General features: G+C 33.8%; 19 protein-coding genes. 18 read left to right on the top strand and 1 reads right to left on the bottom strand.

The genetic code is table 11. The annotated features are described in order from the left end of the window. Positions 1-181: 181 nt before the first annotated feature. From CLV73_RS09005 to CLV73_RS08990, 4 genes are read left to right on the top strand one after another with little or no spacing between them, the layout of a single operon-like run. Entirely contained in the window at positions 182-4,096 is a 3,915-nt protein-coding gene (locus CLV73_RS09005; protein ID WP_100376500.1) for a response regulator, read from the top strand. Between the two features lie 20 nt (positions 4,097-4,116). Then, positions 4,117-4,473, top strand: a complete 357-nt coding sequence (locus CLV73_RS09000; protein ID WP_100376499.1) for a response regulator transcription factor — start codon at positions 4,117-4,119, stop codon at positions 4,471-4,473. A gap of 5 nt (positions 4,474-4,478) precedes the next feature. Next, a complete protein-coding gene (locus CLV73_RS08995; protein WP_157798773.1) occupies positions 4,479-5,552 on the top strand; it encodes a HEAT repeat domain-containing protein in 1,074 nt (357 codons plus the stop codon). Continuing rightward, the gene (locus CLV73_RS08990) at positions 5,549-8,989 is read left to right on the top strand and encodes a sulfatase-like hydrolase/transferase (RefSeq protein ID WP_100376497.1); all 3,441 of its coding nucleotides are present in this window, start codon (positions 5,549-5,551) and stop codon (positions 8,987-8,989) included. The genes CLV73_RS08995 and CLV73_RS08990 overlap by 4 nt, the downstream gene beginning before the upstream one ends. On the opposite strand, the gene CLV73_RS08985 is transcribed toward CLV73_RS08990, so the two are convergent. After that, a complete protein-coding gene (locus CLV73_RS08985) occupies positions 8,986-10,200 on the bottom strand; it encodes a YaiO family outer membrane beta-barrel protein (protein ID WP_228424297.1) in 1,215 nt (404 codons plus the stop codon). The two genes, CLV73_RS08990 and CLV73_RS08985, sit on opposite strands and share 4 nt — an antisense overlap. Before the next feature lie 248 nt (positions 10,201-10,448). Here CLV73_RS08985 and CLV73_RS08980 point away from each other — a divergent pair, with 248 nt between their 5' ends. The 14 genes from CLV73_RS08980 to CLV73_RS08915 all read left to right on the top strand — a co-directional run bounded on the left by CLV73_RS08980 (position 10,449) and on the right by CLV73_RS08915 (position 26,469). Continuing rightward, the gene (locus CLV73_RS08980; RefSeq protein ID WP_157798772.1) at positions 10,449-10,871 is read left to right on the top strand and encodes a hypothetical protein; all 423 of its coding nucleotides are present in this window, start codon (positions 10,449-10,451) and stop codon (positions 10,869-10,871) included. Between the two features lie 314 nt (positions 10,872-11,185). Further along, the gene (locus CLV73_RS08975) at positions 11,186-11,719 is read left to right on the top strand and encodes a hypothetical protein (protein ID WP_100376495.1); all 534 of its coding nucleotides are present in this window, start codon (positions 11,186-11,188) and stop codon (positions 11,717-11,719) included. Between the two features lie 80 nt (positions 11,720-11,799). Continuing rightward, a complete protein-coding gene (locus tag CLV73_RS08970) occupies positions 11,800-12,603 on the top strand; it encodes a fimbrial biogenesis chaperone (RefSeq protein WP_100376494.1) in 804 nt (267 codons plus the stop codon). 112 nt (positions 12,604-12,715) lie between these two features. After that, complete coding sequence (locus CLV73_RS08965; RefSeq protein WP_228424295.1) at positions 12,716-13,618, top strand: hypothetical protein; 903 nt, start codon at positions 12,716-12,718, stop codon at positions 13,616-13,618. Between the two features lie 54 nt (positions 13,619-13,672). Next, positions 13,673-16,438 carry a COG1470 family protein gene (locus tag CLV73_RS08960; RefSeq protein ID WP_157798771.1) on the top strand — a complete coding sequence of 922 codons (2,766 nt, stop codon included), beginning with the start codon at positions 13,673-13,675 and terminating at the stop codon, positions 16,436-16,438. Positions 16,439-16,540: 102 nt separating this feature from the next. Further along, complete coding sequence (locus CLV73_RS08955) at positions 16,541-17,113, top strand: sugar transferase (RefSeq protein WP_228424293.1); 573 nt, start codon at positions 16,541-16,543, stop codon at positions 17,111-17,113. A 30-nt stretch (positions 17,114-17,143) separates the two neighbouring features. Then, complete coding sequence (locus tag CLV73_RS08950) at positions 17,144-17,770, top strand: DUF3575 domain-containing protein (protein ID WP_100376491.1); 627 nt, start codon at positions 17,144-17,146, stop codon at positions 17,768-17,770. Positions 17,771-17,955: 185 nt separating this feature from the next. Then, positions 17,956-20,307, top strand: a complete 2,352-nt coding sequence (locus tag CLV73_RS08945; protein WP_100376490.1) for a GumC family protein — start codon at positions 17,956-17,958, stop codon at positions 20,305-20,307. A gap of 73 nt (positions 20,308-20,380) precedes the next feature. Next, the gene (locus CLV73_RS08940) at positions 20,381-21,862 is read left to right on the top strand and encodes a lipopolysaccharide biosynthesis protein (protein ID WP_100376489.1); all 1,482 of its coding nucleotides are present in this window, start codon (positions 20,381-20,383) and stop codon (positions 21,860-21,862) included. 110 nt (positions 21,863-21,972) lie between these two features. Then, a complete protein-coding gene (locus CLV73_RS08935; RefSeq protein WP_157798770.1) occupies positions 21,973-22,545 on the top strand; it encodes a CatB-related O-acetyltransferase in 573 nt (190 codons plus the stop codon). Continuing rightward, positions 22,545-23,126 (top strand): acyltransferase, encoded by a 582-nt coding sequence (locus tag CLV73_RS08930; RefSeq protein ID WP_100376487.1) that lies wholly within the window; start codon positions 22,545-22,547, stop codon positions 23,124-23,126. The genes CLV73_RS08935 and CLV73_RS08930 overlap by 1 nt, the downstream gene beginning before the upstream one ends. Then, positions 23,126-24,262: an NAD-dependent epimerase/dehydratase family protein gene (locus CLV73_RS08925; protein WP_100376486.1), complete on the top strand. Its 1,137-nt coding sequence runs from the start codon at positions 23,126-23,128 to the stop codon at positions 24,260-24,262. Before CLV73_RS08930 ends, CLV73_RS08925 begins: the two co-directional genes overlap by 1 nt. Continuing rightward, complete coding sequence (locus tag CLV73_RS08920; RefSeq protein WP_100376485.1) at positions 24,259-25,176, top strand: glycosyltransferase family 2 protein; 918 nt, start codon at positions 24,259-24,261, stop codon at positions 25,174-25,176. The genes CLV73_RS08925 and CLV73_RS08920 overlap by 4 nt, the downstream gene beginning before the upstream one ends. Positions 25,177-25,383: 207 nt before the next feature. Then, positions 25,384-26,469, top strand: a complete 1,086-nt coding sequence (locus CLV73_RS08915; protein WP_157798769.1) for an EpsG family protein — start codon at positions 25,384-25,386, stop codon at positions 26,467-26,469. Positions 26,470-26,484: the final 15 nt, after the last annotated feature.

Below are 26,484 nucleotides of genomic sequence, written 5' to 3'. Positions count from 1 at the left end.
AAAGGGTCATGATGATGATTGATACTGGTGATATTTTTTAATTCCTTATTTTTATAGAAAATTGAGAAATTATGTTTCATAAAAATATTTTGATATTTTCTAGAATGAATTTTTAGTCTTTTTACAATTTTTAATGTTTAATTTTAATGCTTAAATTGAATAAAATACAAACTTATACTGTATGAATAAATATCCTGTTCCTGAAAATGAAGCAGAAAGATTGGAAAGATTGAAGATATATGATCTTTTAAATCTGGGAAAAGATCCAGACCTGGATGTATTTGCAGAGGCAGCTTGCCTTATTGCCGATTGTCCGGCTTCATTAATTGCTATGATGGAGCTGGAAACACAGACCATCCAAAGCTGCGTGGGAATTTCTCTGGATTTTGTAGCCCGTAGAGACACGGTTTGCCAATATACGATCATGGATAGAGAAGTGTTGGTGATTAACGATACTTTTTTAGATGATCGTTCCTCTTCTAACCAGATTATCAGAGAAGGAGGAATCCGTTTTTATGCGGGAGTTCCTTTGATTGATGATATGGGTTTTATATTGGGAACCATCTGTGTAATAGACTACAAACCTAAAACCCTTTCCGAGAAGCAGATACATTCCTTGAAAAAACTGGGTGAGGCAGTTACCAAAATATTGATAAGCAAAAGGAAAAATATTCAGGCAGAATATTTCTCTGAAACCTTTACGATTACCAATAACATCATTTGTGTTTTAGATAACGGATTTAGATTGAAGAATGTAAATCCTGCATTTGAAAATGCTTTTCATATCAATAAAAATCTCGCCATTGAAAAAGATTTTATTAGTCTTTTGGGAGAAAATAATGAAAAGCTGAGGGAATTATGCAGAGATCTGCCTGGAAATGAAATTGGTATAGATTACACTACTTATACCACAATCTCTGAAACTGAAGCAATAATTATAGAATGGCAACTCAAGCAGAATATAGGGAAAACAGAAATTTTCTGCTTTGGGAGAAACATTACCCAGGAAAGACAGGAACGCCAGAAATTGGAAAGCTCGGAAAGAAGATTCAGAAACTTTTTTGAAAATGCCATTGGGTTGATGAGCATGCATGATATGGAAGGCAATATTCTGTCCGTTAATGAAAAAGGGCGGGAAGTTTTGAAATATGCCAAAGATGAGGTTACTTCTTTAAACCTAAAAGATTTGGTACCTGCTGATCATCGGGGGTTACTGGATCAGTATTTATTACGTATCACCGCTAATAAAGAAGATTCGGGGATGATGATTCTTCAGGCAAAAGATGGGGAGCAGATCTACTGGATGTACCACAATATGGTAGAGACTGACGAAACAGGTGCTCCATATGTAGTAAGTACCGCGCTCAATATGACTGAACGTATACAGCTGGAAAGAGATTTAATCAATACAAAAAAAATACTGGAACAAACGAGTTCTGTCGCTCAGGTGGGAGGCTGGGAAATGAATCTTAAATCACGTGTAATGCTGTGGTCGGAATCGACAAAGGAGATTTATAAAGTCGATAAAAACTTTACTCCGGATTTTGAGAACCTGATTGCATTTTATGAAAGGGAAAGTGAAAAAAGGATGAGGTTTTTGCTGACAAGAGCAATAGAAAAAGGTATTTCTTTTGATGAAGAATTTCAGCTTAAGAGAGCAAATGGAACAATTATTTGGGTAAGAGTAAAGGGAATTCCTGAATTTGAGGGAGATGATTGTGTAAGGATTTTCGGGATTATTCAGGATATTGATGAAGCTAAAAAAACATATCTGGAACTGGAACGTAAAGAAGCTATGCTTCAGTCTTTTGTTAATAATGTACCTGCAGCGGTTGCAATGTTTGATAAAGATCTGAATCATGTTTCAGTAAGCAAAAGGTGGAAGGAAGAGTTTCATCAGGAAACCCAGGATATTATTGGCAAAAATCTATTTAGTATTTATCCTAATGTACCGGAAGAAAGAAGAAAGATCTATGCAGATGCATTAAAGGGTATTCCATATAAAAATGAAAACCAGGTATTTGAGATCGTAGGATTTGATGAACCTCAGCATTTTAATTGGGAAGTCATTCCTTGGAATATGAATGACGGTGAAACAGGTGGGGTGATTATTTTTACACAGAATATTACAAGTTCAGTAAAAATTAATGAAGAGCTGAAAAAAGCAAAGCAGCTTGCTGACTTGGCAAGCAAAGCAAAATCTGAATTTCTGGCCAATATGAGTCATGAAATCCGTACCCCTCTGAATGGAGTGATAGGGTTCTCAGATCTTTTGCTAAAAACTCCGTTAAATGAAACACAGGTTCAGTATCTGAATTATATCAACGAATCAGGGAATAGTCTGCTAAACATCATCAACGATATCCTTGATTTCTCCAAAATAGAATCGGGCAAGCTGGAACTGTTAATTGATAAATATAACATCTATGATCTGGCAAACCAGGTCGTAAATGTAGTGCTGTATCAGGCGCAAAGGAAAGATCTGGAGCTGCTTCTGAATATAGAGCAGGGATTACCGAGAACACTATGGCTGGATGAATCGCGAATCAAGCAGGTACTGATCAATCTGTTGGGAAATGCTGTGAAATTTACAGGACAGGGAGAAATCGAGCTTAAGATTGAAAAACTGAAGAATGACGAGAAGATGATCACAATTCGTTTTTCTGTAAGAGATACAGGAATAGGAATTCCTTTGGAAAAACAGCAGCGTATTTTTGATGCCTTTACCCAAGAAGACAGTTCGGTAAGTAAAAAATATGGAGGAACAGGTCTTGGACTTACTATTTCCAACAATATCCTGAAATATATGGGAAGTAATCTGTCACTGACCAGCAAAATAGGAGAGGGTTCCGTATTCTTCTTTGATCTTGAAATTCCTTATGAGATAGAAGATATTGAAGATATTTCAGATTTAGAAATAGAACGTGTGCTTATTGTGGATGATAATGAAAATAACAGAATGATCCTTAAGCACATGCTGGAATATAAAAATATAAAATCCGAATTAGCAGCAAACGGACTGGAAGCTATTCAGCTTTTGATGCAAGGTGAACGTTTTGATGTGATTCTGATGGATTATCATATGCCGATATTATCCGGACTTGAAACGATAGAAAAAATAAAGGAATTGTTTAAAAAACAGGGTGAAATGACTCCTCTTATTGTGCTTCATACTTCTTCAGAAGAACATGAAGTGATTTCCTCTTTCCGACAAGACGAAAAATCATACTGTTTATTAAAACCTATTAAATCTGACGAACTCTATACAGCATTAAGCCGGGCAATTCAACATACCAAAAAGAATTCTGAAATCCCGGTTGCTAAAAAGGATATCGACCAATCTGTATTCACCCAGCCTCTTAGAGTATTACTGGCAGATGATAATCCTGTGAATATGGCACTCAACTTAAGAATGATGAGTTCACTTACTCCTAATGCAGAATTGGTTGAGGTAATGAATGGACAAGAAGCTTTGGATCAATGCAAGCAGCAGGTTTTTGATCTTATTCTGATGGATGTTCAGATGCCGGTAATGGACGGAATTGAAGCAACAAAACACATCCGTTTATTGCCAGATTATAAAAACGTTCCGATTATTGGGGTAACCGCAGGAAACATTACGGGGGAAAAAGAAAAATGCTTAGAATCTGGAATGTCAGATTTTCTGCCTAAACCTCTTAGACAGAATGATCTTCTGAATATGCTGAAAAAATATTTGGCTCATGAACAAGGAGAAGCAACAAAAGAGGATGATCTACCGATTGAAGAATATCTGAATATGGATATGCTGAAAGAGCAGATCGGAGACGATGAAGGGTTTAAAACATTCTTCTTAAATTTGGTCATTCAGGAGCTTACCCAGTCCTCAGAAAAACTAAAAAAGATTGCGGAAGAAAGGGATTTGGATGCAGCCAAGGCCTTTTTACATAAATTAAAGGGAACTTCCGGAACCGCCGGTTTATTCAAACTGGCACAATTAGCAGCAGACTGGGAAAAAAATATAGATCAGAATTCTGATTACACGGTAATGGAAGCTGACATAATGGAGGAAATAACAAGAGGAGAAAACTTAATAAATAAACTAATAAATCAATAAAAACTAAAAATAAATAAAGTATGTTAATCTTGATTGCTGAAGATGATGAGCTGATATTAAAAACAATAGAACACAAACTCTTGAAAGAAGGGTACGAAGTAGTGGTTACACGCAATGGTAAAGACGCTATTGATGCCATTAAAGAAAGAGAAATAGACCTCATCATTACAGACATTATGATGCCTTTTGCTTCAGGTACGGAAATACTTGCGGCAGTAAGATCGTTCGGTAAAAAAATACCGGTGATCATGCTTTCCAGTTTAGGACAGGAAGAAGTGGTATTGGAGGCCTTCGATTTAGGCGCTTCAGATTTTATGGTAAAGCCTTTTAGTCCTAATGAATTAATACTACGTATAAAAAGACTCACCGCTAAATAGAAAAAATGACCACACTATTTCTATATGTTTCGGTACATGAGCTGTTCCTTACTTTTTTAGGAATATTAATATTGGTACTTATATTAATTATAGTCGTACTCTCATACAGCTTCTATCAGTATAAAACCCTGAATCATATTCATCAATGGTCTGAAATGATAGATGAAAAAGTTTCAGAAGCGATTGTGTATGGCCCCGAAGACCAAAAAGATAATGAAATCTTTAATACCTATTCCCGGGAATCCTCATTCAGAAATCTGTTTTTAGAAAGATTGGTGGCTTCCGAGAAAAAATTTTCCGGAGGAGCACAGGATGAGATCAAAAAAATTTTTACGGATTATAACCTTCAGAAAGAAGCCTTCAAAAAGTTAGGACAAAAAAAGCCTCATCTTATTGCAGAAGGTATACAGGAGCTTACAGCGATGAAAGTAGAATCAGCAGTTCCTAAAATTATGCCATTCCTTAAGCATCCTTCTCCTCAGGTATATCAGGAGGCTCAGTATGCAATGGTAGTTTTTAAAGGATTTCAGGGGTTACATTTTCTTAATGACTTTACTTATATAATCTCAGACTGGCAGCAGCTTCGTTTACTCCGGTCTATCAATCTAGATCCAGATCAGTGTCAGCAGGTTGTAAATGTTTGGTTAGACAGCCAGAATACTTCAGTGATTATTTTTGCATTGAGGTTGCTGAGAAAATTCCAGATGCTGGCTTTTTATGATAAAGCACAAGCGTTACTAATGCATCCGGCTATTGATGTTCGTATAGAAACGGTAAAAGCATTGCAGGCACTGGAAACTTCCTCTACCATTGCCGAGTTTAAAGAAATCTATGAAGAGCAGCCTTTAGAAGTACAAATAGAAATACTGAAGGCTATGAAATTGTCTCACGATCCTCGTTGTGCCGATTTTTATAAGGAAAAACTGAACGGAACGAATCTTCCGGGAGTAAAGATTGCTGCAGCTGAAGCACTTCTTGCTTTAGGATATCATGATTATCTTCTTGAAATCATTGAAAATGATGCTTCATGTCCTCAATTGGTTCAGATTATTAAACACGCATTACAGGAAAAAATATGATAGAATTCTCCCATATTATTTATGAGATTGTTATTTGGCTGTTTTTACTCTATTCGGCAGCTGTTTTTCTCATCTATGCCTGGATAGGAATTTATGCATTCGGAGCTGTTGTACGGTATAAAAATGAGAATACTTTTACAGATTACAGTATCATCGCTGCCAATCCGAATGCTCCAGTTTTCAGTCTTATTGCTCCTGCATACAATGAAGGGATGACCATTGTTGATAATGTAAGATCCCTATTGTCGCTCTATTATCATAACCTGGAAATAATTATTGTCAATGATGGAAGCAAAGACGATTCCATGGAAAAGCTGATTCAGGCATATGAACTGGAATCCGTTTCCTTCTTTGTACAGGGAGATATCGAAACAAAACCGACTCGTGGAATTTATAAAAGTAAAAATCCGGCTTTTAAAAAGCTTATTGTTGTAGATAAAGAAAACGGAGGAAAAGCCGATGCTTTGAATGTGGGAGTCAATATTTCTTCCGGAGAATATATTGTATGTATAGATGTTGATTGTATTCTTGAGCAGGATGCAGTTCTAAGGCTGGCAAAACCATTCCTTGAGCAGACTGATAAAAAAGTAATTGCTTGTGGAGGAGTAATCCGATTAGCAAACAATTGTAAAATAGAAAATGGTAAAGTTACCGATGTGAATATCCCTAAAACCTGGCTGGGAAGAAGTCAGGCATTAGAATATATCAGAGCATTTGTATTAGGTCGTATGGCGTGGTCCAGAGCATCAGGACTGATTTTGATCTCAGGGGCTTTCGGAGCCTTCGACAGAAGTATTGTATTGGCTTGCGGAGGATATGACAGAAATACCGTTGGAGAAGATATGGAGCTGGTAGTGCGGATGAGAAGGTACATGGAAGAAAAGAAAGAACCCTATGAAGTTGTGAATATCCCGGATCCTTTGTGTTGGACGGAAGTACCGGAAACCAAAGATATTCTGAAAAAACAACGAAACCGTTGGATGCGCGGCACAATGGAAACCCTGTGGAAGCATAGAAAGCTTATGTTCAATCCTAATTATGGGAAATTGGGAATGGTAAGTCTTCCATATTGGTTCTTCTTTGAATTTTTAGGTCCATTGGTAGAATTTTCAGGAATTATTATATTCTTTATTTTTCTAATTCTTGGAATAGTCAACTGGCCGTTCTTTATGGTACTTTTTGCATTAGTCATCTCCACCGGGATCCTTTATTCCATCTATGCCATTCTTGTAGATCTTATAAGCAGGCAGGTCTATACCAAAAGAAAGGATTTTCTTACCTTAATTTTTACGGCCGTAATAGAACCTTTCTATTTTCATCCGGTAGTGGTAAAAGCAGGAGTGAAAGGTTTTGTAGATTATTTTAAAAAATCCCATGCCTGGGGTGAAATGACAAGACAGGGCTTTAGCCAGGAAGATAAAAACTTACCATGGAAGAAGCGTGTTGTGGCCATATTTAAACTTGGACTTAGACAGTGGGGAGTATTTGCTGTAGTATTTCTGTTTTTATTTTTGTTAGGAGTATTGGCAGAATGGGGTTGGTACCGGTATAATTTTAAAACCTTTGACACTTTTTTACTAATAAAAAGCCTTTTCGTAAATAATATACTGTTTGTATTCCAGATTATTTTCGGAATGGGGATCTTGTATTTGATTCTGAACTTTATAAAAGAAAAATGGGCTAAAACTTTAATAATTATACTTTGTACAGCGATTGTAGTCGTTCAATATGTACTGTTTTTATATTTCTTTGAGTCTCATAATATATTAGGGGCAGATATATTGTACTACAGTAAAGATGAGATGAAGCAGATCCTTCAGGCAAGCGGGATGCTGAATACTAAAAATATTGCATTAATGTGCCTCTTAATAGTAGGTATATTCATTCCTTTCTGGTTTGCAGCCAAATCAAGTTTTAAATCATTTTATATAGGTGCAATTACTTTGGTGATAGGGTTATCGGCATTTTTTATTCCCAAAGACACTTTGTTCTCTTTAGAGGCAAAAAATGAAAACGAATTTGAACAAAAAGCAGGACAAAGTAAATGGGCTTATTTTCTTACTTCGAATACTGAGAATTTTATCAGTGACCATCCGGAAATATCAGACCTTATTAATGGTTCAGAAACATTAGCGGCAGATCCTGAAATGCTCAATCAGGCATTTCCGTTCTGGAGAAAAGAAAAGACCAAAGACTTTTTAGGTGCTTATCTTAATCAGGCAGCAACAGCTCCAAACTTAGTATTCATTACGGTAGAAGGGCTTGGTCATGCTTACAGCTCGCCTAACGGGTATGTTGGTAATTTCACACCATTTATAGACTCTTTGGCAGGTGAAAGTTTATATTGGGAATTTAATTTGAGCTCATCAGGAAGAACATTTGGAGCAATTCCTACTCTTACAGGCTCTTTGCCTTTTGGAAAAAACGGATTTCTGGAAATTGAGAAAACTCCTGAACATTTCAACCTATTCAATATTCTGAAAAAGAACGGATTTGAAACCGGCTTTTATTACGGCGGAAATTCTTCTTTTGACCGTATGAGAGAGTTTTTAGAGTATAGTAAAGTAGATCATATCATAGATCAGCAGTTGTTTAAAGCTCCCTATCGTAAGTTACCTCAGAATAACGGTGAAAGTTGGGGATATGAAGATCAGGCAATTTTCGGAAAAATGTTGGAAGTGCAGAAGATGCAGAATCAGCCTTACTTTAATATGCTTCTTACGCTTTCAACTCATAATCCGTTTTTAATTAACAATTCAAAATATTACGAACAGCTGTTTGATAAAAGGCTGCAGTCAGGTCAGATTTCAGCATCACAGAAAAAATGGGCGTTAGAAAACAGAAAGCAGCTGGTTTCTGTGCTCAATCTTGACGATGCACTACAGAAATTTTTTGAAAACTATAAAAAGCGTCAGGATTTCAATAATACAATTTTTGTGATTACCGGAGATCATAGTATGCCGGAAATTCCTTTTGAAACAAAAATTGACAGGTATCATGTTCCTTTGATTATTTACTCGCCTTTATTAAAAGAAGCGAAACGTTTTAAAAAACGTGTCAGTCATTTTGATCTCGCTCCATCTATTTTGGCTTACTACAGAACAAATTATAAGCTGCATACTCCATCTTCTGTAGCATGGATCGGAAAAGGACTGACTAATGATGATGAAGATAATAATGAAGAAACTCCTCTAATGGAGACCAAAGATAAGCTGATTGACTATGTATATCGAAAATACCATTTTGTAGATAATCAATTGTTCGAACTGCAGCCTAATCTTGACGAAGATTTGATAAATAACGAATCTGCTAAAAATGATATGACCAAACGTTTTAACTTATTTAAAGCTAAAAACAATAGGTTCCATTCTTCTAAGAAATTGTTACCGGATTCTGTAGTGTCGAACTTTATGAATAAAAAAATACCAAAACCTTAAAAGGTTTTGGTATATCCTATATTAATATCAAATTGATTTCCTTTTTCGTCCGGCCGGTATTCCTGGTTGTAATAGGTGGCTGAAACCGAGAACAGATTGGATTTATTAACAGAGAAATTATATTCTCCACCCACCTTAAACGTTTTTAATTTATAGGTCTCGTTTTCCAAAAGGTTATTGATGCTCTCTTCCGGGCTTATTCCTGTCCCGATCTGGAACCCAAAATAATCATAGGCTCCTTTGGTATAATAACGCATTGTTCCTGTATAAGACTGGGAAATGTTTTTATGATCCGGAGAAATATAAGTACGAAGATTGAACCAGAAGTTTTTGTAATACTTTCCTACAGAAGCGGTGTACATCCATATATTACTGCTGAAATAAAGCTGTCTGTATCCAAGTTCTCCTTCAAAACTGTGAGGAAGATTGGCGAAAAGAGAAACTCCGGTACGGTATTTGGAGAATATGCCTACATCATTAGAATACCCTGCTCCTGCATACAGATAAAATGTCTTTGAGATTCTGGGATAAGCTTCCAGTTCAATTTGAGTTCCGTTTTGTGCAAATTTATTAGCATAATTACCTCTAATGATAAAAGAACCTATAGAGGTCGCTCTTTTGTAGCTGACTCCTATTATATGCCAGTCATTATCAAACTGCTTATCGAAATGGGAATAATTATAAGTAATTCCCAAAGCATTTTTAGAAGTTAAATCTTTGATTCTGTTGGAAAGGGTTCTGGCTTCAGTATTTTTAGGGTTGATTTCCAAGACCGATGAGGTAGCCTTTTCAGCTTCAGCATATTGATTGTTGCTGTTGTACACTTTTGCTTTCAACATCCACAATTCTTCTGATTGAGGATGATAACCAAGTCCCTTGTCAATAATACTGATTGCTTTATCATATTGATTATTCCAGTATTCAAGAGAAGCATAGGCGATAAAAAAATCTTCATCTTTAACATTTCTTTGGTCAAGCTTTTCGAAAACCTGTCTTGCAGAGGTAAGATCATCGCTCCAGGTATATACTCTTCCTAAAAATATGGATATATCTGTATAATCCGGTGATTTTTCCAAAGCCTGCTGGGCAAATTTGATCGCAGTAGGATAGTCTTTTTCTTCAAAAGCTGCTTTTCTGGCTTTAGCAAACAAGTCATCTGAAGTCAGATTTTCTTGGCTGTACAAGGTAAAAGGTAATAATAGGAGGAGCAAAAAACTAAAAAATGCTTTCATCATAGAAATAAATAATACCGTAAAGCTAATATATTTTACAGAAATTATAATAAAGATTAGGTAGATTCTCAACTTATTGATGTCTTTTTTGAAAACTAAGTCGGTGCTGAATAAGGATTTAAAAAAAAGTGTTAAAAAACATGAATAAAAATATCCCTAAAATATGAAATAGTAATTTTTTTTTCCTATATTTACTAAGTATCTAATTGGTGAAAAATCTGGAGGATATGTACTGTAAACACTTTGTATTGATATTTTTCTTGCTTGCATCGCTGAAATGCCTTGCACAAGAAACAGTGAGGTTAAATATAAAGTTGTATCCTATCCAGACCATTTCAGTTCCCAGCAACAATTCTGAAGCTCCAGTGGAAAATAAAACATCTGTAGTGTCAGAATCAAGATATATTAAAGTATCAAGCCTTTCAGGTTTTCAGGTTAAAATGCATAAGGAAGTGTACAATGCCGAAAAAAAAGCTTTTACCAGAGAAAATAACAATAATGGATATGCAATTATTGATCAACGTAAAGGCGGAATTGATGAAAGAATTGCTATCGATAGTAATTTTCTTTCAGGAAATGAAGTTGAAAAAATTAATTCAGAATCAAATTCTATATATCACACACTAGTATATACAATTATTTCGCAATAAAATTTTAATTTTTTACGCACATTAATTATGCGTGGGATAATAATATTGTGATTTTTTATTTATTGCATATCTAATGTTTTGTGATGATAACATTGTGATTTCGCACTTGTAAATTTTTATGATTGTGAAATTGTCTTTAAATTTTTCTTTTTATCTTAATTATTCTCAATTTTTATTTGTGAGATAAGATTCGAAAACTTGTTTAAAATTACAAGTTTAAAGTCTTTTTTCACAAAATAACTCTAATTTATTGCCTCTACTTTTGCAACCGATAATTTAATGAATAATTAATAAACAGAAAATATAACTTCACAATGAAAAAATTTATCTTAACTTCATTCGCTCTTTTAGGATTTGCAACAGTAAGCGCTCAAACATCTACTGATAACGTTACATTAAACGTTAAATTAAAACCTATTCAGACTCTTGTAGTAAACCCGGCTCAAAAATCAGTAGACTTACTCTATACAACGGCTACTGATTATTCAGGGGGTGTTTCTTCTACTCAGGCAGATCATTTAACAGTATACAGTACAGGTGGTTTTGAAGTAAAAGTAAAAAGTGGTGATGCTAACATAGTAAGCGGATCAAAAAATATTGCAGCAAATACAATTACTATTACAGCTAGTAACGGATCAAATAACTCAATTACAGGTGCTACTTATACACCGGTATCGCTTTCTAATAACGATCAGGTGATTGCTACTTCTGCTACAGGAGGTGTAAATAAAAATATTAACGTTACTTATGCAGGTGCTGGTGCAGATACTTATGTTAATAACTATATCGCTGGTCAAACGCCAACAACATATACAACTACACTAACATATACAATTTTTGCAAAATAAAATATATAATTAGGATATGAAGGGGAAAGTGTTGCAGAGAAATGTGGCACTTTTTCTGTATTATTACAAAAAATATTTTAATGAAAATACGGGTTGTAACTTTTTTGTTGTTTATGGTTTCAGTTTTGTGTAAAATAAATGCACAAACCGGTGTTTCAGTCTCTCCTCCCAGATTATATTTTGAGTCAGATTTAGGACGCAGCAATACACAGCAGATTACCATTACTAATGTAAGTGTGAAAAATTCCTTAGACTTAGCAGTAAGTTTAGGAGATTGGGAATATGACGGTAAAGGTGAAAACTTGATGTATCCTGCCAATACATTACCTACTTCTTGTGCCAATTGGATTTCTGTAAAAAAGGAGGATTCTTATTTTACTCTGGCTCCAGGGGAAAGAAAGGATATCGATGTTACCATTACGGTTCCCAATACATTGTCGGATAAGCTGGCTGCTCATACTGCAGTTTTATATGTAAGTCAGATGAATCCGGTAGATGATGTGGATAGTAAGGGAGCCAACATAAAAGTAAGCATCCGTTCTGGAATTAAACTTTTTCATAAACTGTCTTCTGCAAACATCAAAAAGGTGGAAATTCAGAATCTGGTTTATGATAAAGCCAAAAATAAGCTTTCGCTGTTTTTTGAAAATCAGGGAAATGTATGGATAGACGGGAAAGTATATACTGATCTGGTTAATACGCAAACCGGTAAAAAGACCACATTGGATAATATTATTTTTTATACCATGCCCGGAAACAAAAGAGAGATGGATATTGTTCTTCCTACAAAATTGGAGAAAGGAAAATATACAGCCTCTGTGATGATTGACTATGGCGATGCCAATAATTTGGAAGTTGGAGAACTAAACTTTAATTATGAGTAAAAAAAAATTTATTATATTCTTGTTCATTTCAATTCAATGCTTTGCAGGTAATGTGACTTTTAAATCTTGGGAGAATAATAGTTTTCTTCAAATTAACTCCTATAACGGGAATATGAGTCAGAATGCATGTACGATAAGATTTGACGGAAATGGAAATATCTATGAACCGAAATGGAGAGTTTCTGCACGATTAAAGGGTGCTATTACTAGCGGAGCATATACATTTCCTGCAGATAAAGTTTCTCTTCAGCCGGTTTTTACAACAGGAGCAGCGAGTCCGGGGCCGGTTCCTACCATTCAGCAGATCGGAATGCCTGCAAGTGTGTTTTTACAGGTGAATACGGAAAAATATTTGGTGCCGAGCTCAAATGCTCCTCTGTCAAATAATTCTAATTCAAATGGCCCCTTCTATATGGAAATGGGATTTAGCCTGACTGTTGCCGGTGGAGCATATCTTGGTAACTATCCCACCTGGACGGAATTTACAGTTCCTGTAGAAATGGCGGCGTATGATCAGTACAATAACTTAATGGGCAAATCGGTAATTTATTTTAAACTTCAGATTGCACAGCTTTCGGGTACGCCCCCTAATTCTACTGAAATGTCTTTGAAGCTTGGGTCTAATGCCGTGAATGGGACGTTAGAATTTAAAACAATCCAGGACTATACCAATGGTGTAAGTGTGTCTTATCCAAGCGGGCTTATTGTAAGAAGCAATACTAATTATCAGGTGAAAGTGAAATCGTTGCAGAGCCAGTTTATTTCTGCAGCAGGAAGCACATTGCCGCTAGATGCTGTAAAGATGGTATTGAGTCCTGTCTCAGGAAATACAGGAAGTATTTTTCCTGTATCATTAAGTACATCTTCTCAGCTGGTTGCGAAAGGAGGAACTACCCAAAGTACCGATGTATATTACGATATAAAATATTCTACATCAGCCAACGACAATAGATTTGTTCAGGCGAAAATGGAGGATTATGCTACTACTCTTCAGTATGAGATAACTCCTCAATAAAAAAACTAATCCAAAATGTTTCATTATTTATTCAGGAAAATAGTTCTTATTTTTTTGATATCAATTTCTTTTGTTTTTACTTCGGCACAGGTCTATTCCGGAATAGACATGGAAATCCGTAATGAATCTACTACAGATAAACCCAATATTGTAGATCTTGTGGTATTGGTGAAAAATGAAACTTCTTCAAAATTTGAGGGTAACATTTATATTGATGTTCCTAAAGGATTTAGAAGTGTTTCCGGAAATCAGATAAAACTAGAGCTGAACGTCGGAGAAAAAAGATTTTTACCTGTAAAGATACTGGTAAGCAATGATGCAGGATACGGAGATGAAGAAATTGTCTTTAGCTGTAAAAGTTCAGCAAACGAACTCATCGTAAAAAAGAAGCTCATCTATAGGGTTCAGGAGAATAATACTCTTAGACTGAATGCCGAAAACCCTCTTATCTACATGAATGAGAATAATATCAACGATTCTGTAGAGGTAAAAGCAAGAGTAACCAATATGGGGAACAAGAGGCAGGATATTACAGTGGTGTTTAAAATCCCCGAAACAGCTCAGGGAACTATTTTCGTGGAGAGAAAGGGAAGTGTTGATGTATTGAAAGATACTGTGTTCAGCTTTAAATTTATTCCCGCCCATATTTTGAAATCGACACAGATGACGATAAACATAGCCGGATTTAGAGAACCTGAAAAAGAAATTTTCGGAAATACTTCCGTTTCTGTACAGAATATTTCTTCTACACAGCGTTATCGTGATATGCAGCCTCTGATGGGCTATTCTAGTTATGCAAAAAACAGTATTACAGCAGGCTACAGAAGAATTGGTGATAATGCGGATATGTATCAGTTGATTGGATCGGGGGGATTTAATCTTCCTGCAGGTTATATTTTCATTAGCGGAAATATATATACCATGAACAATCAGGATGATCCGATAGTGAATAATACCTATATTTCTTATCATAGGGGAAATTCTGCAGTCACATTGGGAAATGTGAATAGAATGCTCGAAATGCCTCTGTTTGGTAGAGGTGCAGAATATAGTCTTACCTCGGCTGACAAAGATAAAAAAGTAGAGATTGGATTTATTGATCAAAGTTTTAACCTGATCGAAAAAACGCCTTTCCTGCAAAATGGTTATGGTTTGTATGCAAAAGGGACTATTGGAGCTCAAAATACTTCCAGAAGCATATCTGGAGTCTATGTTTTCAGGAATGACCCTTACGAAAAAGCAGATCATAATCTCTTGGGTACAGATGTTCAATATCTTTTCAGTAAAGACTGGAGACTGAATGCTAAGCTGTATTCCGGAATGAGTTTTTATGAGGCGGATCGTTCTACGAAACCTTCCCTTGGAGTGGAATCTCAATATTCGGGAGTGATTAGTAAAATAAATCTTAATGGAAGTTATTTCTACAGTACAGATTATTATCCGGGAAACAGAAGAGGGGTTTTGCAGATACAGCAAAGTTTCTCAAAGAATATTTTTAAAGAACATTATTGGTATGCCAACATTCTGGTTTCCGATTTCTCTCCTAAATATTTTTCTTATGATTACAATACAAGATCTAAGAATCTGAGGTTGGATACCGGAATTAATTTTGCTAAAAAAGGAGATTTCGGTTGGGGAATAGGGTATCAGTATCAGGAAGAGACATCAAATAATTATAATTCTTTTCTTGGGATATTTAACTCTTTTGAGCAGAATCAGTTAAAAGCTCAGCGATTAACAGAATATACGAACTGGACAAGTCCGGATAAAAAACATTCCTCAATTTTAGGAATTGAAGCAGGATTGGTTACCTATCCGGATATGGAAAAACCGAGACTCCAGATGAAATTATCAGGAAATTACGGATATAAGGCATTCAGCTTCAGTTATATTTATCAGTATGGAGCCTATTTCCTTTCCGAATATGCTTTTTCAAAAGTGATGAACAAGACGGAAGATTATAAAAAACTTTCTTTATCTGCTTTTTATAATAAGACTCTTTTTAAGAATAAGATTAACGTTACTTCCGGAGTATCTTATACGGATGATATTTTGTATGGTAAAGCGCCATCTGCGTTTTTTAACCTGAAATATTTAGGAAAGCAATATGGGCTTTATTTAAACTCATCCTGGTATAAATATTCTATAGGAAGTTTACACACTAATATGCTGACGATTGAAGCCGGCGTTACGCTTAATCTTCCAACCAATACGTTGGATCCGGGTAAAAAAGGAAGTATAAAAGCTTTTGTTTATTACGATAATAATGATAATAACAGATATGATGAAGGGGATGAAGCAGCTGACGGATATGTTATTATGATCAATACTATTTCATTCAAGAGCAATAAAGATGGAAATATCGAATATAAACAGATTCCTTACGGAAAATATCGTTTGAAGCAGGTAATTCAGCAGGGATGGTACTATGATGAGATGGATATAGAAATGGACTCGCACCGACGTTCATTAGAAATACCGCTTCACAGAAACGGAACCGTTCGTGGAAAAATAACGTATGACTTCGATGCAAAAACCGCACAGGAATTCAATCCAAAATTAGGAGGTATTATCATTAATATTTTTCAGGGAGAAAAACTCTTACAAAGAATTTCTACAGATGATAATGGGGAATTTTTAGCATTTCTGAGAACCGGAGAGTACAGAATTTCATTAAATGAAAGTACACTTCCTGTCAATACATATTGTGAACAGACGTATACAGATATGGAAAGTATTGCGGGTAAAATCACTGTACTGAATCCATTCGTCATAAAAGTAAAAGAAAAGAATATCCGGGTGAAAAAATTCGGCAATTAGATTTATATCTTATCAACCTCATCTTCGCAGATGGGGTTGATATTTAATATAGTGTTTAAAACTATATCTGTCATATTTTATATCTTTGCTGGTAATTCGGAAATGGTGAAAAAATATCCTTGGTGGAAAGCTTTAATGGACTATGGTTTAGCATTAATAATGGTAGTGCTTTTTCTTCCTTTGTTTGTAATATTGGTAATATTAACCTCTATTGACACCGGCTTTCCGGGCATTTTTACACAAAAAAGAGTTGGACGGGAAGGAAAGCTGTTTGTAATCTATAAATTCCAGACCTATCATTCACACACTTCTCAAAAGTCTAGTTTTGGAAAGTGGATGCGTAAAACCAAACTGGATGAGCTTCCTCAACTTTTCAATATCCTTAAAGGAGAAATGTCTTTTGTTGGTCCGCGTCCTGATATACCTGGTTATTATGATGTACTGAAAGATGATGATCGGCTGGTGTTAGGTTTAAAGCCCGGACTTACCTCCGAAGCAGGTATTAAATACAGAAATGAATCAAAAATTCTTGAAAATCAACCAGATCCACTGAAGTATAATGATGAGGTACTTTTTCCAGATAAAATGAAAATGAATTTGGAGTATTATCATCAGCTTTCGTTTAAAACAGATATTCTTATTCTGCTCAAAACGTTTTCAATTCTCAAAGGATAATATTTATAAGAAAAAAAAGTTATTAGGGGTATGAGTTTTATGTTGAAAGATATTTCGCTAATAATTGGCTTGTTTTCTACAGCCATGTTAAATGCACAAACGGAATTAAAAGTCAATACTGTATTTATTCCTATGGGAATTTATAATGTAGGTATTGAAAAACCGGTAAATTCTAAAATTTCTTTACAAGCTGAAGTTTTTGTGTCTCCCTGGAAATCATTTCTTGGGAAAAACCTTCAGATTTATATGGGAACAATGGAGGGAAGATATTACTTTAAAGAAACTGGAAATAAATGGTATGTCGGAACTTATCTTTCTATGGCTGCTTTCAACCTTCAAAAATGGAATTATTGGAGTAAAACAACCGTAGAAGATGAAAACGGTATCCCTGAACTATTGCCGGATGGAAGTGTTCGTCTTACGGAAAGATATCAGAAAGGTTTAGCATTTATATGGGGAATAAGCGCAGGTTATCATTTTGTATTAGACAAAAAATGGGGGCTGGATGTTTTTGCAGGTGCAGGTTTTACTCAGTCACTATACAAAGGCTATTTTGAAGACAATAATGAAAGGTATGACGGAGCCAAAAAATGGAATAAAAGCGGGGAAGTTTTGCCCACAAGAGCAGGAGTGATGTTGACATATAAATTGGAGTGAGCAGAATAGATTGTTATCAGTAAAATACTCTTATCTTTTATACGATAAATCTAATTTTGGAAATGATAACTAAAAAAACAATTTAGAAGCAGAATAGCACAGGCTTTTTATAAAAAAAATATATATTTGCAGGATTTCAGATGAAATTCTGAAAATATATAAAATTGATGTGATAATCCGGAAAAATGGATAAAAAATATTTAAAGGAAGAGACTAACGTAAAAGAGCTTATAGCTCCATATTTAAAAAATTGGAAATATTTTGTTGGTTCAGGAATATTAATGTTTATTCTGGCTGTTCTGTATATAAAATCTACACCTCCAGTTTATAAAGCTCAAACTTCGGTCCTCATTAAAGATGCTAAAAAGATGTCTGTTGCTTCTGGAGATATTGGAGTACTTCAAAGTTTAGGGGGATTGAGCGGAATGGGAACTAATAGTATTGAAAATGAAGTGGGAGTTTTTCAATCTAAAGCGATTGTAGAAGATGTTTTGAGAGAACATAATTTTCAGACGCCGGTATATGCTAAGCAAACATTTTATAATCTCGAACTTTATGGTGTTACGAATCCTTATATCATCCATATTATTCAAGAAAAAGAAGATGCCGAGTTACCTCAAAAACCTATTTTTATTAAATCGAAAGGAGAAGGAATTATATTATCGTCTGACGAATGGAAAGATGAGATAAAAACATCTTTTAACAAAACAACGATTTTACCTTTTGCAACGATAATGATAGGAAAAAATCCGATGTATAAAGCTCCTAAAAAAGTTAATTTAACAGAGGTTTTTTTTAGTTATAATAATTTTGACAACACTGTAAATGATTTTCAAGAAGCTTTAGCAGTTGATTTATTAGATAAAGATGGTACTATTATAAGTCTTTCTGTAGACTTTGAAAATAAATCAAAAGCAAAAGACTTTCTTAATGGTTTAGTTAGACAATATAATGTATATGCAATTAATGATAAAAATATTGAATCTAAAAAGACCAAAGATTTTATTGATAGAAGAATTGCACTTATTTCTAACGAGTTAGGAGATGTTGAAACTCAGAAAGAAGGGTATAAGGCAAGTAATAATATAGTTGATTTGCCTACAGAAGCTAAAATTAATCTTCAATTAAAAGAGCAAAGTAAGGCTCAAATATTGGAACTAGGAACCCAGTTAGAACTTAATAAGATTCTTCAAAATACTTTAAATAAAAAAGGTAAGGGAGATGTTTTACCAATCAATATAGGATTAGAAAGTGAAGCGGCTGCAAAGTCAATCCAGGATTATAATACTCTTGTTTTACAAAGAAATAAATATTTAGAAAATGCTACTCCGGATAACCCTTTGGTAAAAGATGTTAATCAACAAATTGAGGAGATGAAATCTTCTTTATCTCAATCTTTACAAAAAAACATTACTACTTTAGAATTGGCAAAAAGAAAAGTAGAAAGTCAATTAGGAGGTTCGGAGCATATGATAGGTAAAATACCGACTCAGGAAAAACTATTTAGAAGTATTGAGAGACAACAGCAAATAAAAGAAAATCTTTATTTATTACTTTTACAAAAAAGAGAGGAAGCCGCTATCAGTATGGAAATTACTGCGGAAAAAGCTAGAGTGATTGATAAAGCATTTGTGTTTAAAAAACCGGTTGCTCCTAAAAAATTAATGATATTGGGCGTATTCCTTTTAATAGGAGGACTAATACCATTTTCATGGATTTATTTAAGGAGTATTCTTCAAAGTACAATTGTCAAGAGAACAGATATTACAAAATTAACTGGCCTGCCAGTAATTGCTGAAATTCCAAAATTGACGAGCAAGGATAATACTCTCGTAAGCTTTAACGATGTTTCACCTATGGCTGAAGCATTCAGAATCTTTGTCACAAATTTAAGATTCTTATTACCTGGTAAAGAATCTCCATATACTATTATGGTTACTTCATCCGTAAAAGGAGAAGGGAAAACATTTATTTCTACCAATCTTTCAATTATATTGGCTTCTTCAAGAGATAAAGTATTGGTAGTCGGAGCAGATGTCAGAAACCCGCAGCTTCAGCGTTATAATCCTTCCATGAAATCAGCAAAAGGGTTAACTGAATTCTTAAGTGAAGATGTTTTGGATGTTAATGAAATTATTCATCCAAGTGGATACAATGAGAATTGTGATTTTATCTATTCAGGTTCTATACCACCTAACCCCACAGACCTTTTACAGAATGGTAGACTGGATGAACTCTTAACGGCTGTTAAGGCAAAAAATAAATATAAATATATCGTTTTAGATACTGCTCCTCTTTTATTGGTAACAGATTCTTTCTTGATAGCTGATAAAAGTGATGCGATTGTATATGTTACAAGGTCTGAAGTCTCTGAGAAAAGCTATATGGAATTTTTAAATCATTCTGTTGAAGATAATAAGCTTAAAAATGTGGGAATTGTCTTAAACGGAATAAAAGAATCTAATTTCGGATACGGAAATAAACATGGATACGGATATCACGCTGAAGAAAAAAAATGGTGGCATAAATTTTTTTAATAAGATTTAAAAAGATTTATCTTTATAAGAATGTATGAAAGTTGTACATCTGTAACAAAAAGAAATTTAAATAATGCTTTCTTCCAAAAAAATTACAATAAATGCTTTTTCAGCAGTAGTACAAGTTGTATTTACAGCTTTATTGTATTTTTTTTTATATAAGTATTTATTGGCTACAATTGGAGTACGGCAATTAGGCATATGGTCATTAATATTATCGTTTTCTTCCATTGCTAATTTGGCGAATTTAGGAATGACTTCGGGACTAGTAAAATTTGTTGCAGAATACATTTTGGAAAATGATAAGAGCAAACTGGGGAAACTGATATTCACCTCTGTCCTATCAATGTCATTTCTTTTTGTAAGTTTAAGTCTGATTATTCTTTTAGGTGCAAAATTTTTCTTACAATATGTAATTGATGAACATTTTTTAAATATTGCATTAGAAATACTTCCTTATTCCTTAGCTTCACTTTGCATTAACGCAATAGGAGGGGTATTTACTTCAGTTTTAGAAGGATATCAAAAAAACTATATCAGAAATTTTATTTATATCATCTCTGGAATTATTATGTTTGGGGGAACGGTTTTATTAACTTCGACCTATCATCTTAAAGGAGTTGCTATTGCGCAGCTTATACAGTCTGGTTTTATTTTTTTTGCTGCCTTAGTATTTACAGTGAAAATTAGCCCGAATAATCAAATCCGTTATTGGAAATGGCATAAACAATCTTTTAAAGAATTGTTTAATTACGGTTATAAATTTCAGTTTGTTTCAATAAGCCAGCTTTTATATGAACCGGCCACCAAACTGCTTTTGAGTAAGTATGGTGGACTTGTGTTGCTTGGACATTATGAAATGGCAACCAAAGCAGTCAATCAGTTTCGTGCTCTATTAACAAGTGCTAACCAGGTTGTGGTACCTGTTGTTGCAGAAAAAGCTAAAACAGAAGATTCTTCTTTTTTACAAAGCTTTTACATAAAGATGAATCGTATTTTACTTTTATTTAATCTACCTTTATCTACTTTTTTAATTTTAGCAACTCCCATAATTTCTTTATTGTGGCTTGGTAGCTTTAATTTTGATTTTATTTTTTCAATGTTTGTTTTAGTGATATCCACTTTTATTAATATTATGTGTGGACCGGCTTATTTTAGCTCAATGGGAGAAGGTAAGCTTAATGTTTTAGTGATAGTTCATGTAAGCATGGCTATTATTAATATTATTTTAGGAATAATTTTGGGTTTATATGCAGAAGGTTACGGAATTATTTTAGCATGGGCTATTGCTCTTTCTATAGGATCGCTAGTTGTTATTGTTAACTATAATAAATCTTTAAAAATTAGTTTTTTTGATATTTTCCGAAAAGAAGAAGCGAAATTATTATTGGTTAGCTTTTTAATTATTTTCTTAAATATTCTTTCATATCAGTTTATTTCGGCTGAAAGAAATAGTCTGAAAATGATTTTAGGCATATTTTCACTTTTTTTATATTTACCTGTTATTTTTAAAAATGAAAATGTTAGGCAATTAATTTCATCCATAAAAAAATAAAAGGAATGTTTGATAGATCTTATTTGCAAAATCCCTTTTCTACATATTTGAAATGGTTGATTACGAAAATAAAATACCAATCTAAGTATGAGCATCTTAGACTGGGTTATATGTCTAAATTAATAAATGTTGTTTTCGGAAAATACAATTGGATTGGGATTAATGTGACGATCATAAATTCGTCAGTTGATGATTTCTCATACATTGCTGAGGGTTCGGTAATTTGTGAAACTAAAATAGGAAAATTTTGTTCCATAGGACCCAATGTCAGAATAGCGCCGGGAAAACATCCTACCCATACATTTGCCAGTACGCATCCTTCTATCTATTCGAATCCATATAATCTTTTAAAAAATTTTTCTAAAGAAGATATTTTTGAATATAAAAAAGATGTAGTCATCGGTAACGATGTATGGATTGGGGCAAATGCAATTATACTTAATGGAGTTAAAATAGGAGATGGGGCCATAATCGGAGCAAATACTGTAGTTACATCTGATGTAGAATCATATGCAATTGTTGTTGGCTCTCCCAGTAAATTGGTGAAACATAGGTTTTCGGAGGAAGAAATTGATTATTTGTTAAAATTAAAATGGTGGGATAAAAGCCACGAATGGATACAACTAAATTCTGAAAATTTGTGCGATATAAAGAAATTGATTAACCTTAATCCATTGCTGTAATGATTTACTATAATTTAGTATTATATCCACTAAATAAACTGAAATTCGGAGCTTTTGGATATAGATCTTCGGTCAAAAATTTTATCCGGATAGAAAAACCTAAAAATATATTTATAGGCAAAAATGTTTCTGTTGGTAAATACGCATGGTTAGCCGCTAATCCTTTAACGGGCTATGATAATTGTAAATTGGAAATAGGGGACAATACTTATATAGGAAATTCTGCTCACATTTATTGTACCAAAAGTATTATAATTGAAAAGTCTGTGCTTATTGCAGACAGAGTTTATATTTCGGATAATCAGCACGGATATAAAGATATTAGACGTCCTATCATTGAGCAACCAATTGTTCAGCTTTCTGATGTTGTGATAAAGGAAGGTTCTTGGATCGGAGAAAATGTTTGCATTTCCGGAGCCAGTATAGGTAAAAACAGCATTGTAGGAGCAAATTCTGTTGTGACAAAAGATATTCCTGATTATTGTATTGCGGTAGGCGCACCGGCAAAAATTATAAAGCGTTATTCATTTGAAAAACAGGCATGGCTAAAAACTGATGCTAAAGGCAATTTTATTGAGTGATGAAAAATATATTAATTACGGGAGGGGCCGGTTTTATAGGTTCAAATATAGCGTTGAAACTTATAAAAAGAGGATGGAATGTGACAGTTTTAGATAATCTGTCACCACAAATTCATGGTGATAAACCGGAAATCACCTCACCTCTTTATAAAAGTATACATGATAGGGTAAGATTTATAAAAGGTTCCGTGACATTGAGAGAAGACTGGATGAATGCTATAAAAGGACAAGATGCAATCATTCATTTAGCGGCGGAAACAGGAACAGGGCAGTCAATGTATGAAATTCAAAAATATATTGATGTAAATATCGGAGGAACCGCTCTTATGCTCGATATACTTGCGAACACATCCCATCAAGTGAAAAAAGTTATTATTGCTTCTTCTCGGGCTATATATGGAGAGGGTAAATATAAATGTCGAGAGCATGGGATTGTATATCCGTTCGAAAGACTAGATCAGGATATGGCAAAGGGAGATTTTTTATGTAAATGTCCTATATGCCGCCAAACTGTTGAAATACTTCCTACTACCGAAGATAGTAAAATTCATCCCACTTCTGTTTATGGTATTACCAAACAAAATCAGGAACAATTAGTATTAACAGTATGTAGATCTTTAGGAATTGCAGCAGTAGGATATCGGTTTCAAAACGTGTATGGGCCGGGACAATCTTTAGCGAATCCTTATACAGGAATATTATCTATTTTTTCAACCCGGATTAAAAATGGAAATTCAATTAATATCTTTGAAGATGGGAAAGAAACAAGAGATTTTGTTTTTATAGATGATGTTGCAGAAGCCACCATTTTGGGATTGGAAAAAAAAGAAGCCAATGGTGAAGTTTATAATGTAGGAACTGGTGTTGCAACAAATGTGATGACAGTAGCTGAAACGTTATCGATGTTTTATCAACGGCAAGTACCCATACTGGTTTCAGGGAATTATAGATTAGGAGATATACGGCACAATTATGCGGATATTTCCAAAATAAAGCAACAATTAGGATTTGAACCGAAGTGGAGTTTTGAAAAAGGTATAGAAGCGTTTACAAGTTGGGTTAATAAGCAACAAATTCCTGAAGATAGGTATGATCTATCTATCGAGGAAATGAAAAACAAAGGCTTATATAAATGAATGAAAAAATAGGTATAGTAACCGTTTTATATAATAGCGAATCTGTTCTTGAAGAATTTTTTGAGACCTTAAGTAAACAGGACTATATAAACTTTGTATTGTATGTCGTAGACAATCTTTCTCCGGATAGCTCTTTATCATTAAGTATAAAATTAGCTTCAAAATATCAGTTTGAAACTGTAATTATTAAAAATGAAGCAAACTACGGGGTGGCAAAAGGCAATAATATCGGAATCATAAAGGCTATTGAAGACCAGTGTGATTTTGTACTCCTGTCTAATAATGATATTGCGCTTGAGAATGAAACCATCAGAAAATTACTGAATGGGTTACATAAGTACCATGCAGATATGGCAGTACCTAAAATATATTTTTATGGAACACATAAAATTTGGGCTGCTGGAGGGGGATACAATAAACGTAATGGTATCACTATGCAATATGGACAGGAAGAGGAGGATAATGGCCAATTTAATGTAGATAAACAAATAGCATATGCTCCTACTTGTTTTATGCTTGTGAAAAAAGAGGTGTTTGATAATGTCGGAATGATGGACGAAAACTATTTCGTATATTATGATGATACAGATTTTGTATATAGAGCACTCAACAAGCATAAAAAAAAGTTGTGGTATATCTCAGATACGGCTGTTTATCACAACGAATCTACTTCAACAGGTAAAATGAGTGATTTTTCAGTGAGATTCTTATGGAGAAACCTAGTTTATTTTGCTTTGAAAAACTATAATCCTTTATATGCAGCATATGTTGTAGTATATAATTATTTATATATATTGATCATATTATACTTTAGATACTCTAGACATCAGTGGTTTATCGCATTGAAAGCCTATCAAGAAGGATTGAAATTATATTTAGATAATAAATTTTCAAAAAAGAATGCTAGTTTTTAAATTAATTATAGAAATTGATTGTTATTCATTTATTTATATTTGCAATTAACAAAATATCTGAAAATGTGATAATTCATGGAGCCTACTTTTAGTTTTACATACTCAATACCATACATTATTCTTTTTTTGATTTATTTTGTTCTTTTTCTTTGGGAAAATAAATTAAGAAATAGTGACAGAGATATAAAAATAATCAGGTACCTGGGGATGTTTATATTTTTTATTTTTTTTGGATTTAGAGGATATATTGATACGGACTTTGCTGTTTATTATCCATTATATGAAACAGCGCCTACCCTTTCTGACTTTCGTGGAATCTCAGATTTTTTCTCCGGAGGTGAAGATTTTCTTTTGAAAGTGGAGCCAGGCTTTAAAGTCATATTGGTTCTTCTTAAGAGTATTAATAAAAGTTATTTTTTACTTCAAATCGTTTCTTCTTTTATAGATGTATTGTTTCTCAACTATTTTTTTAAGAAATATTCTCCTCAATATATACTGGGTTTTATAATGTTTTTGATTTTTTCAGGCTTGGTCATAGAGATTAATCTGATTAGAAATTCAAAAGCGATATTTCTTTTTATCTATTCTTTACAGTTTATTAAAGAGAGGAATGCTCTTAAATATTTTATATGCAATGGAATAGGATTGCTTTTCCACTCCTCTTCGATTTTTTATTTTCCACTTTACTTTTTCCTGCATAAAAAGCTTCCTCCTCAGGTTGTTTGGGGAACTTTTATTCTTGGAAATGTGCTGTATCTGGGACAAATTAAATTTATTACCCCGATAGTTATTGGAGTAGGTAATTTTTTCGGAGGATTTTATGCTATCATGGCAGAAGCCTATTCAAAAAGCAGTATGTACAGTGATGGATATGGAATTACAATAGGATACCTGGAAAAATTTTTAACCTTTATTATATTTTATAAATCCTACGATAAAATAGGAGAATATATAAAAGATGAAAAATTACTTAATATTTTCTTCAACCTGTTCTTTATATTTACGACAACCTATTTGTTTTTATCTGAATATTCCGTTCTGATTGACAGGATGACTACACTTTTTGTAGTTTCCTATTGGATACTGTACCCTTATTTATATGTTGTACTCAATCGGGTGGTAAAAATTATCTTTACTTTTGTATTGTTATTGTTTGGGATTTTGAAGATGTATAAAGCTAATAATTTTATTATTAGAAAATATGAAAATATCTTATGGAATAAACCTACTATCAGTAGAGCTTACTTTATATTTAATAAACATATAGATAAGATTCTTACCCCAAAGAAATAAATAGGATATAAAAAG

The organism is Chryseobacterium geocarposphaerae, from assembly GCF_002797535.1.
Classification (GTDB): domain Bacteria; phylum Bacteroidota; class Bacteroidia; order Flavobacteriales; family Weeksellaceae; genus Chryseobacterium; species Chryseobacterium geocarposphaerae.
Note: the sequence above shows the minus strand (reverse complement) of the source record. Positions and strands in the feature narration are given on the sequence as shown.

Coding starts and splice junctions, on each gene's coding strand:
- CLV73_RS09005 (WP_100376500.1), top strand. CDS start 182: ATGAATAAATATCCTGTTCCTGAAAATGAAGCAGAAAGATTGGAAAGA.
- CLV73_RS09000 (WP_100376499.1), top strand. CDS start 4,117: ATGTTAATCTTGATTGCTGAAGATGATGAGCTGATATTAAAAACAATA.
- CLV73_RS08995 (WP_157798773.1), top strand. CDS start 4,479: ATGACCACACTATTTCTATATGTTTCGGTACATGAGCTGTTCCTTACT.
- CLV73_RS08990 (WP_100376497.1), top strand. CDS start 5,549: ATGATAGAATTCTCCCATATTATTTATGAGATTGTTATTTGGCTGTTT.
- CLV73_RS08980 (WP_157798772.1), top strand. CDS start 10,449: ATGTACTGTAAACACTTTGTATTGATATTTTTCTTGCTTGCATCGCTG.
- CLV73_RS08975 (WP_100376495.1), top strand. CDS start 11,186: ATGAAAAAATTTATCTTAACTTCATTCGCTCTTTTAGGATTTGCAACA.
- CLV73_RS08970 (WP_100376494.1), top strand. CDS start 11,800: ATGAAAATACGGGTTGTAACTTTTTTGTTGTTTATGGTTTCAGTTTTG.
- CLV73_RS08965 (WP_228424295.1), top strand. CDS start 12,716: ATGAGTCAGAATGCATGTACGATAAGATTTGACGGAAATGGAAATATC.
- CLV73_RS08955 (WP_228424293.1), top strand. CDS start 16,541: ATGGTGAAAAAATATCCTTGGTGGAAAGCTTTAATGGACTATGGTTTA.
- CLV73_RS08950 (WP_100376491.1), top strand. CDS start 17,144: ATGAGTTTTATGTTGAAAGATATTTCGCTAATAATTGGCTTGTTTTCT.
- CLV73_RS08945 (WP_100376490.1), top strand. CDS start 17,956: ATGGATAAAAAATATTTAAAGGAAGAGACTAACGTAAAAGAGCTTATA.
- CLV73_RS08940 (WP_100376489.1), top strand. CDS start 20,381: ATGCTTTCTTCCAAAAAAATTACAATAAATGCTTTTTCAGCAGTAGTA.
- CLV73_RS08935 (WP_157798770.1), top strand. CDS start 21,973: ATGTCTAAATTAATAAATGTTGTTTTCGGAAAATACAATTGGATTGGG.
- CLV73_RS08930 (WP_100376487.1), top strand. CDS start 22,545: ATGATTTACTATAATTTAGTATTATATCCACTAAATAAACTGAAATTC.
- CLV73_RS08925 (WP_100376486.1), top strand. CDS start 23,126: ATGAAAAATATATTAATTACGGGAGGGGCCGGTTTTATAGGTTCAAAT.
- CLV73_RS08920 (WP_100376485.1), top strand. CDS start 24,259: ATGAATGAAAAAATAGGTATAGTAACCGTTTTATATAATAGCGAATCT.
- CLV73_RS08915 (WP_157798769.1), top strand. CDS start 25,384: ATGTTTATATTTTTTATTTTTTTTGGATTTAGAGGATATATTGATACG.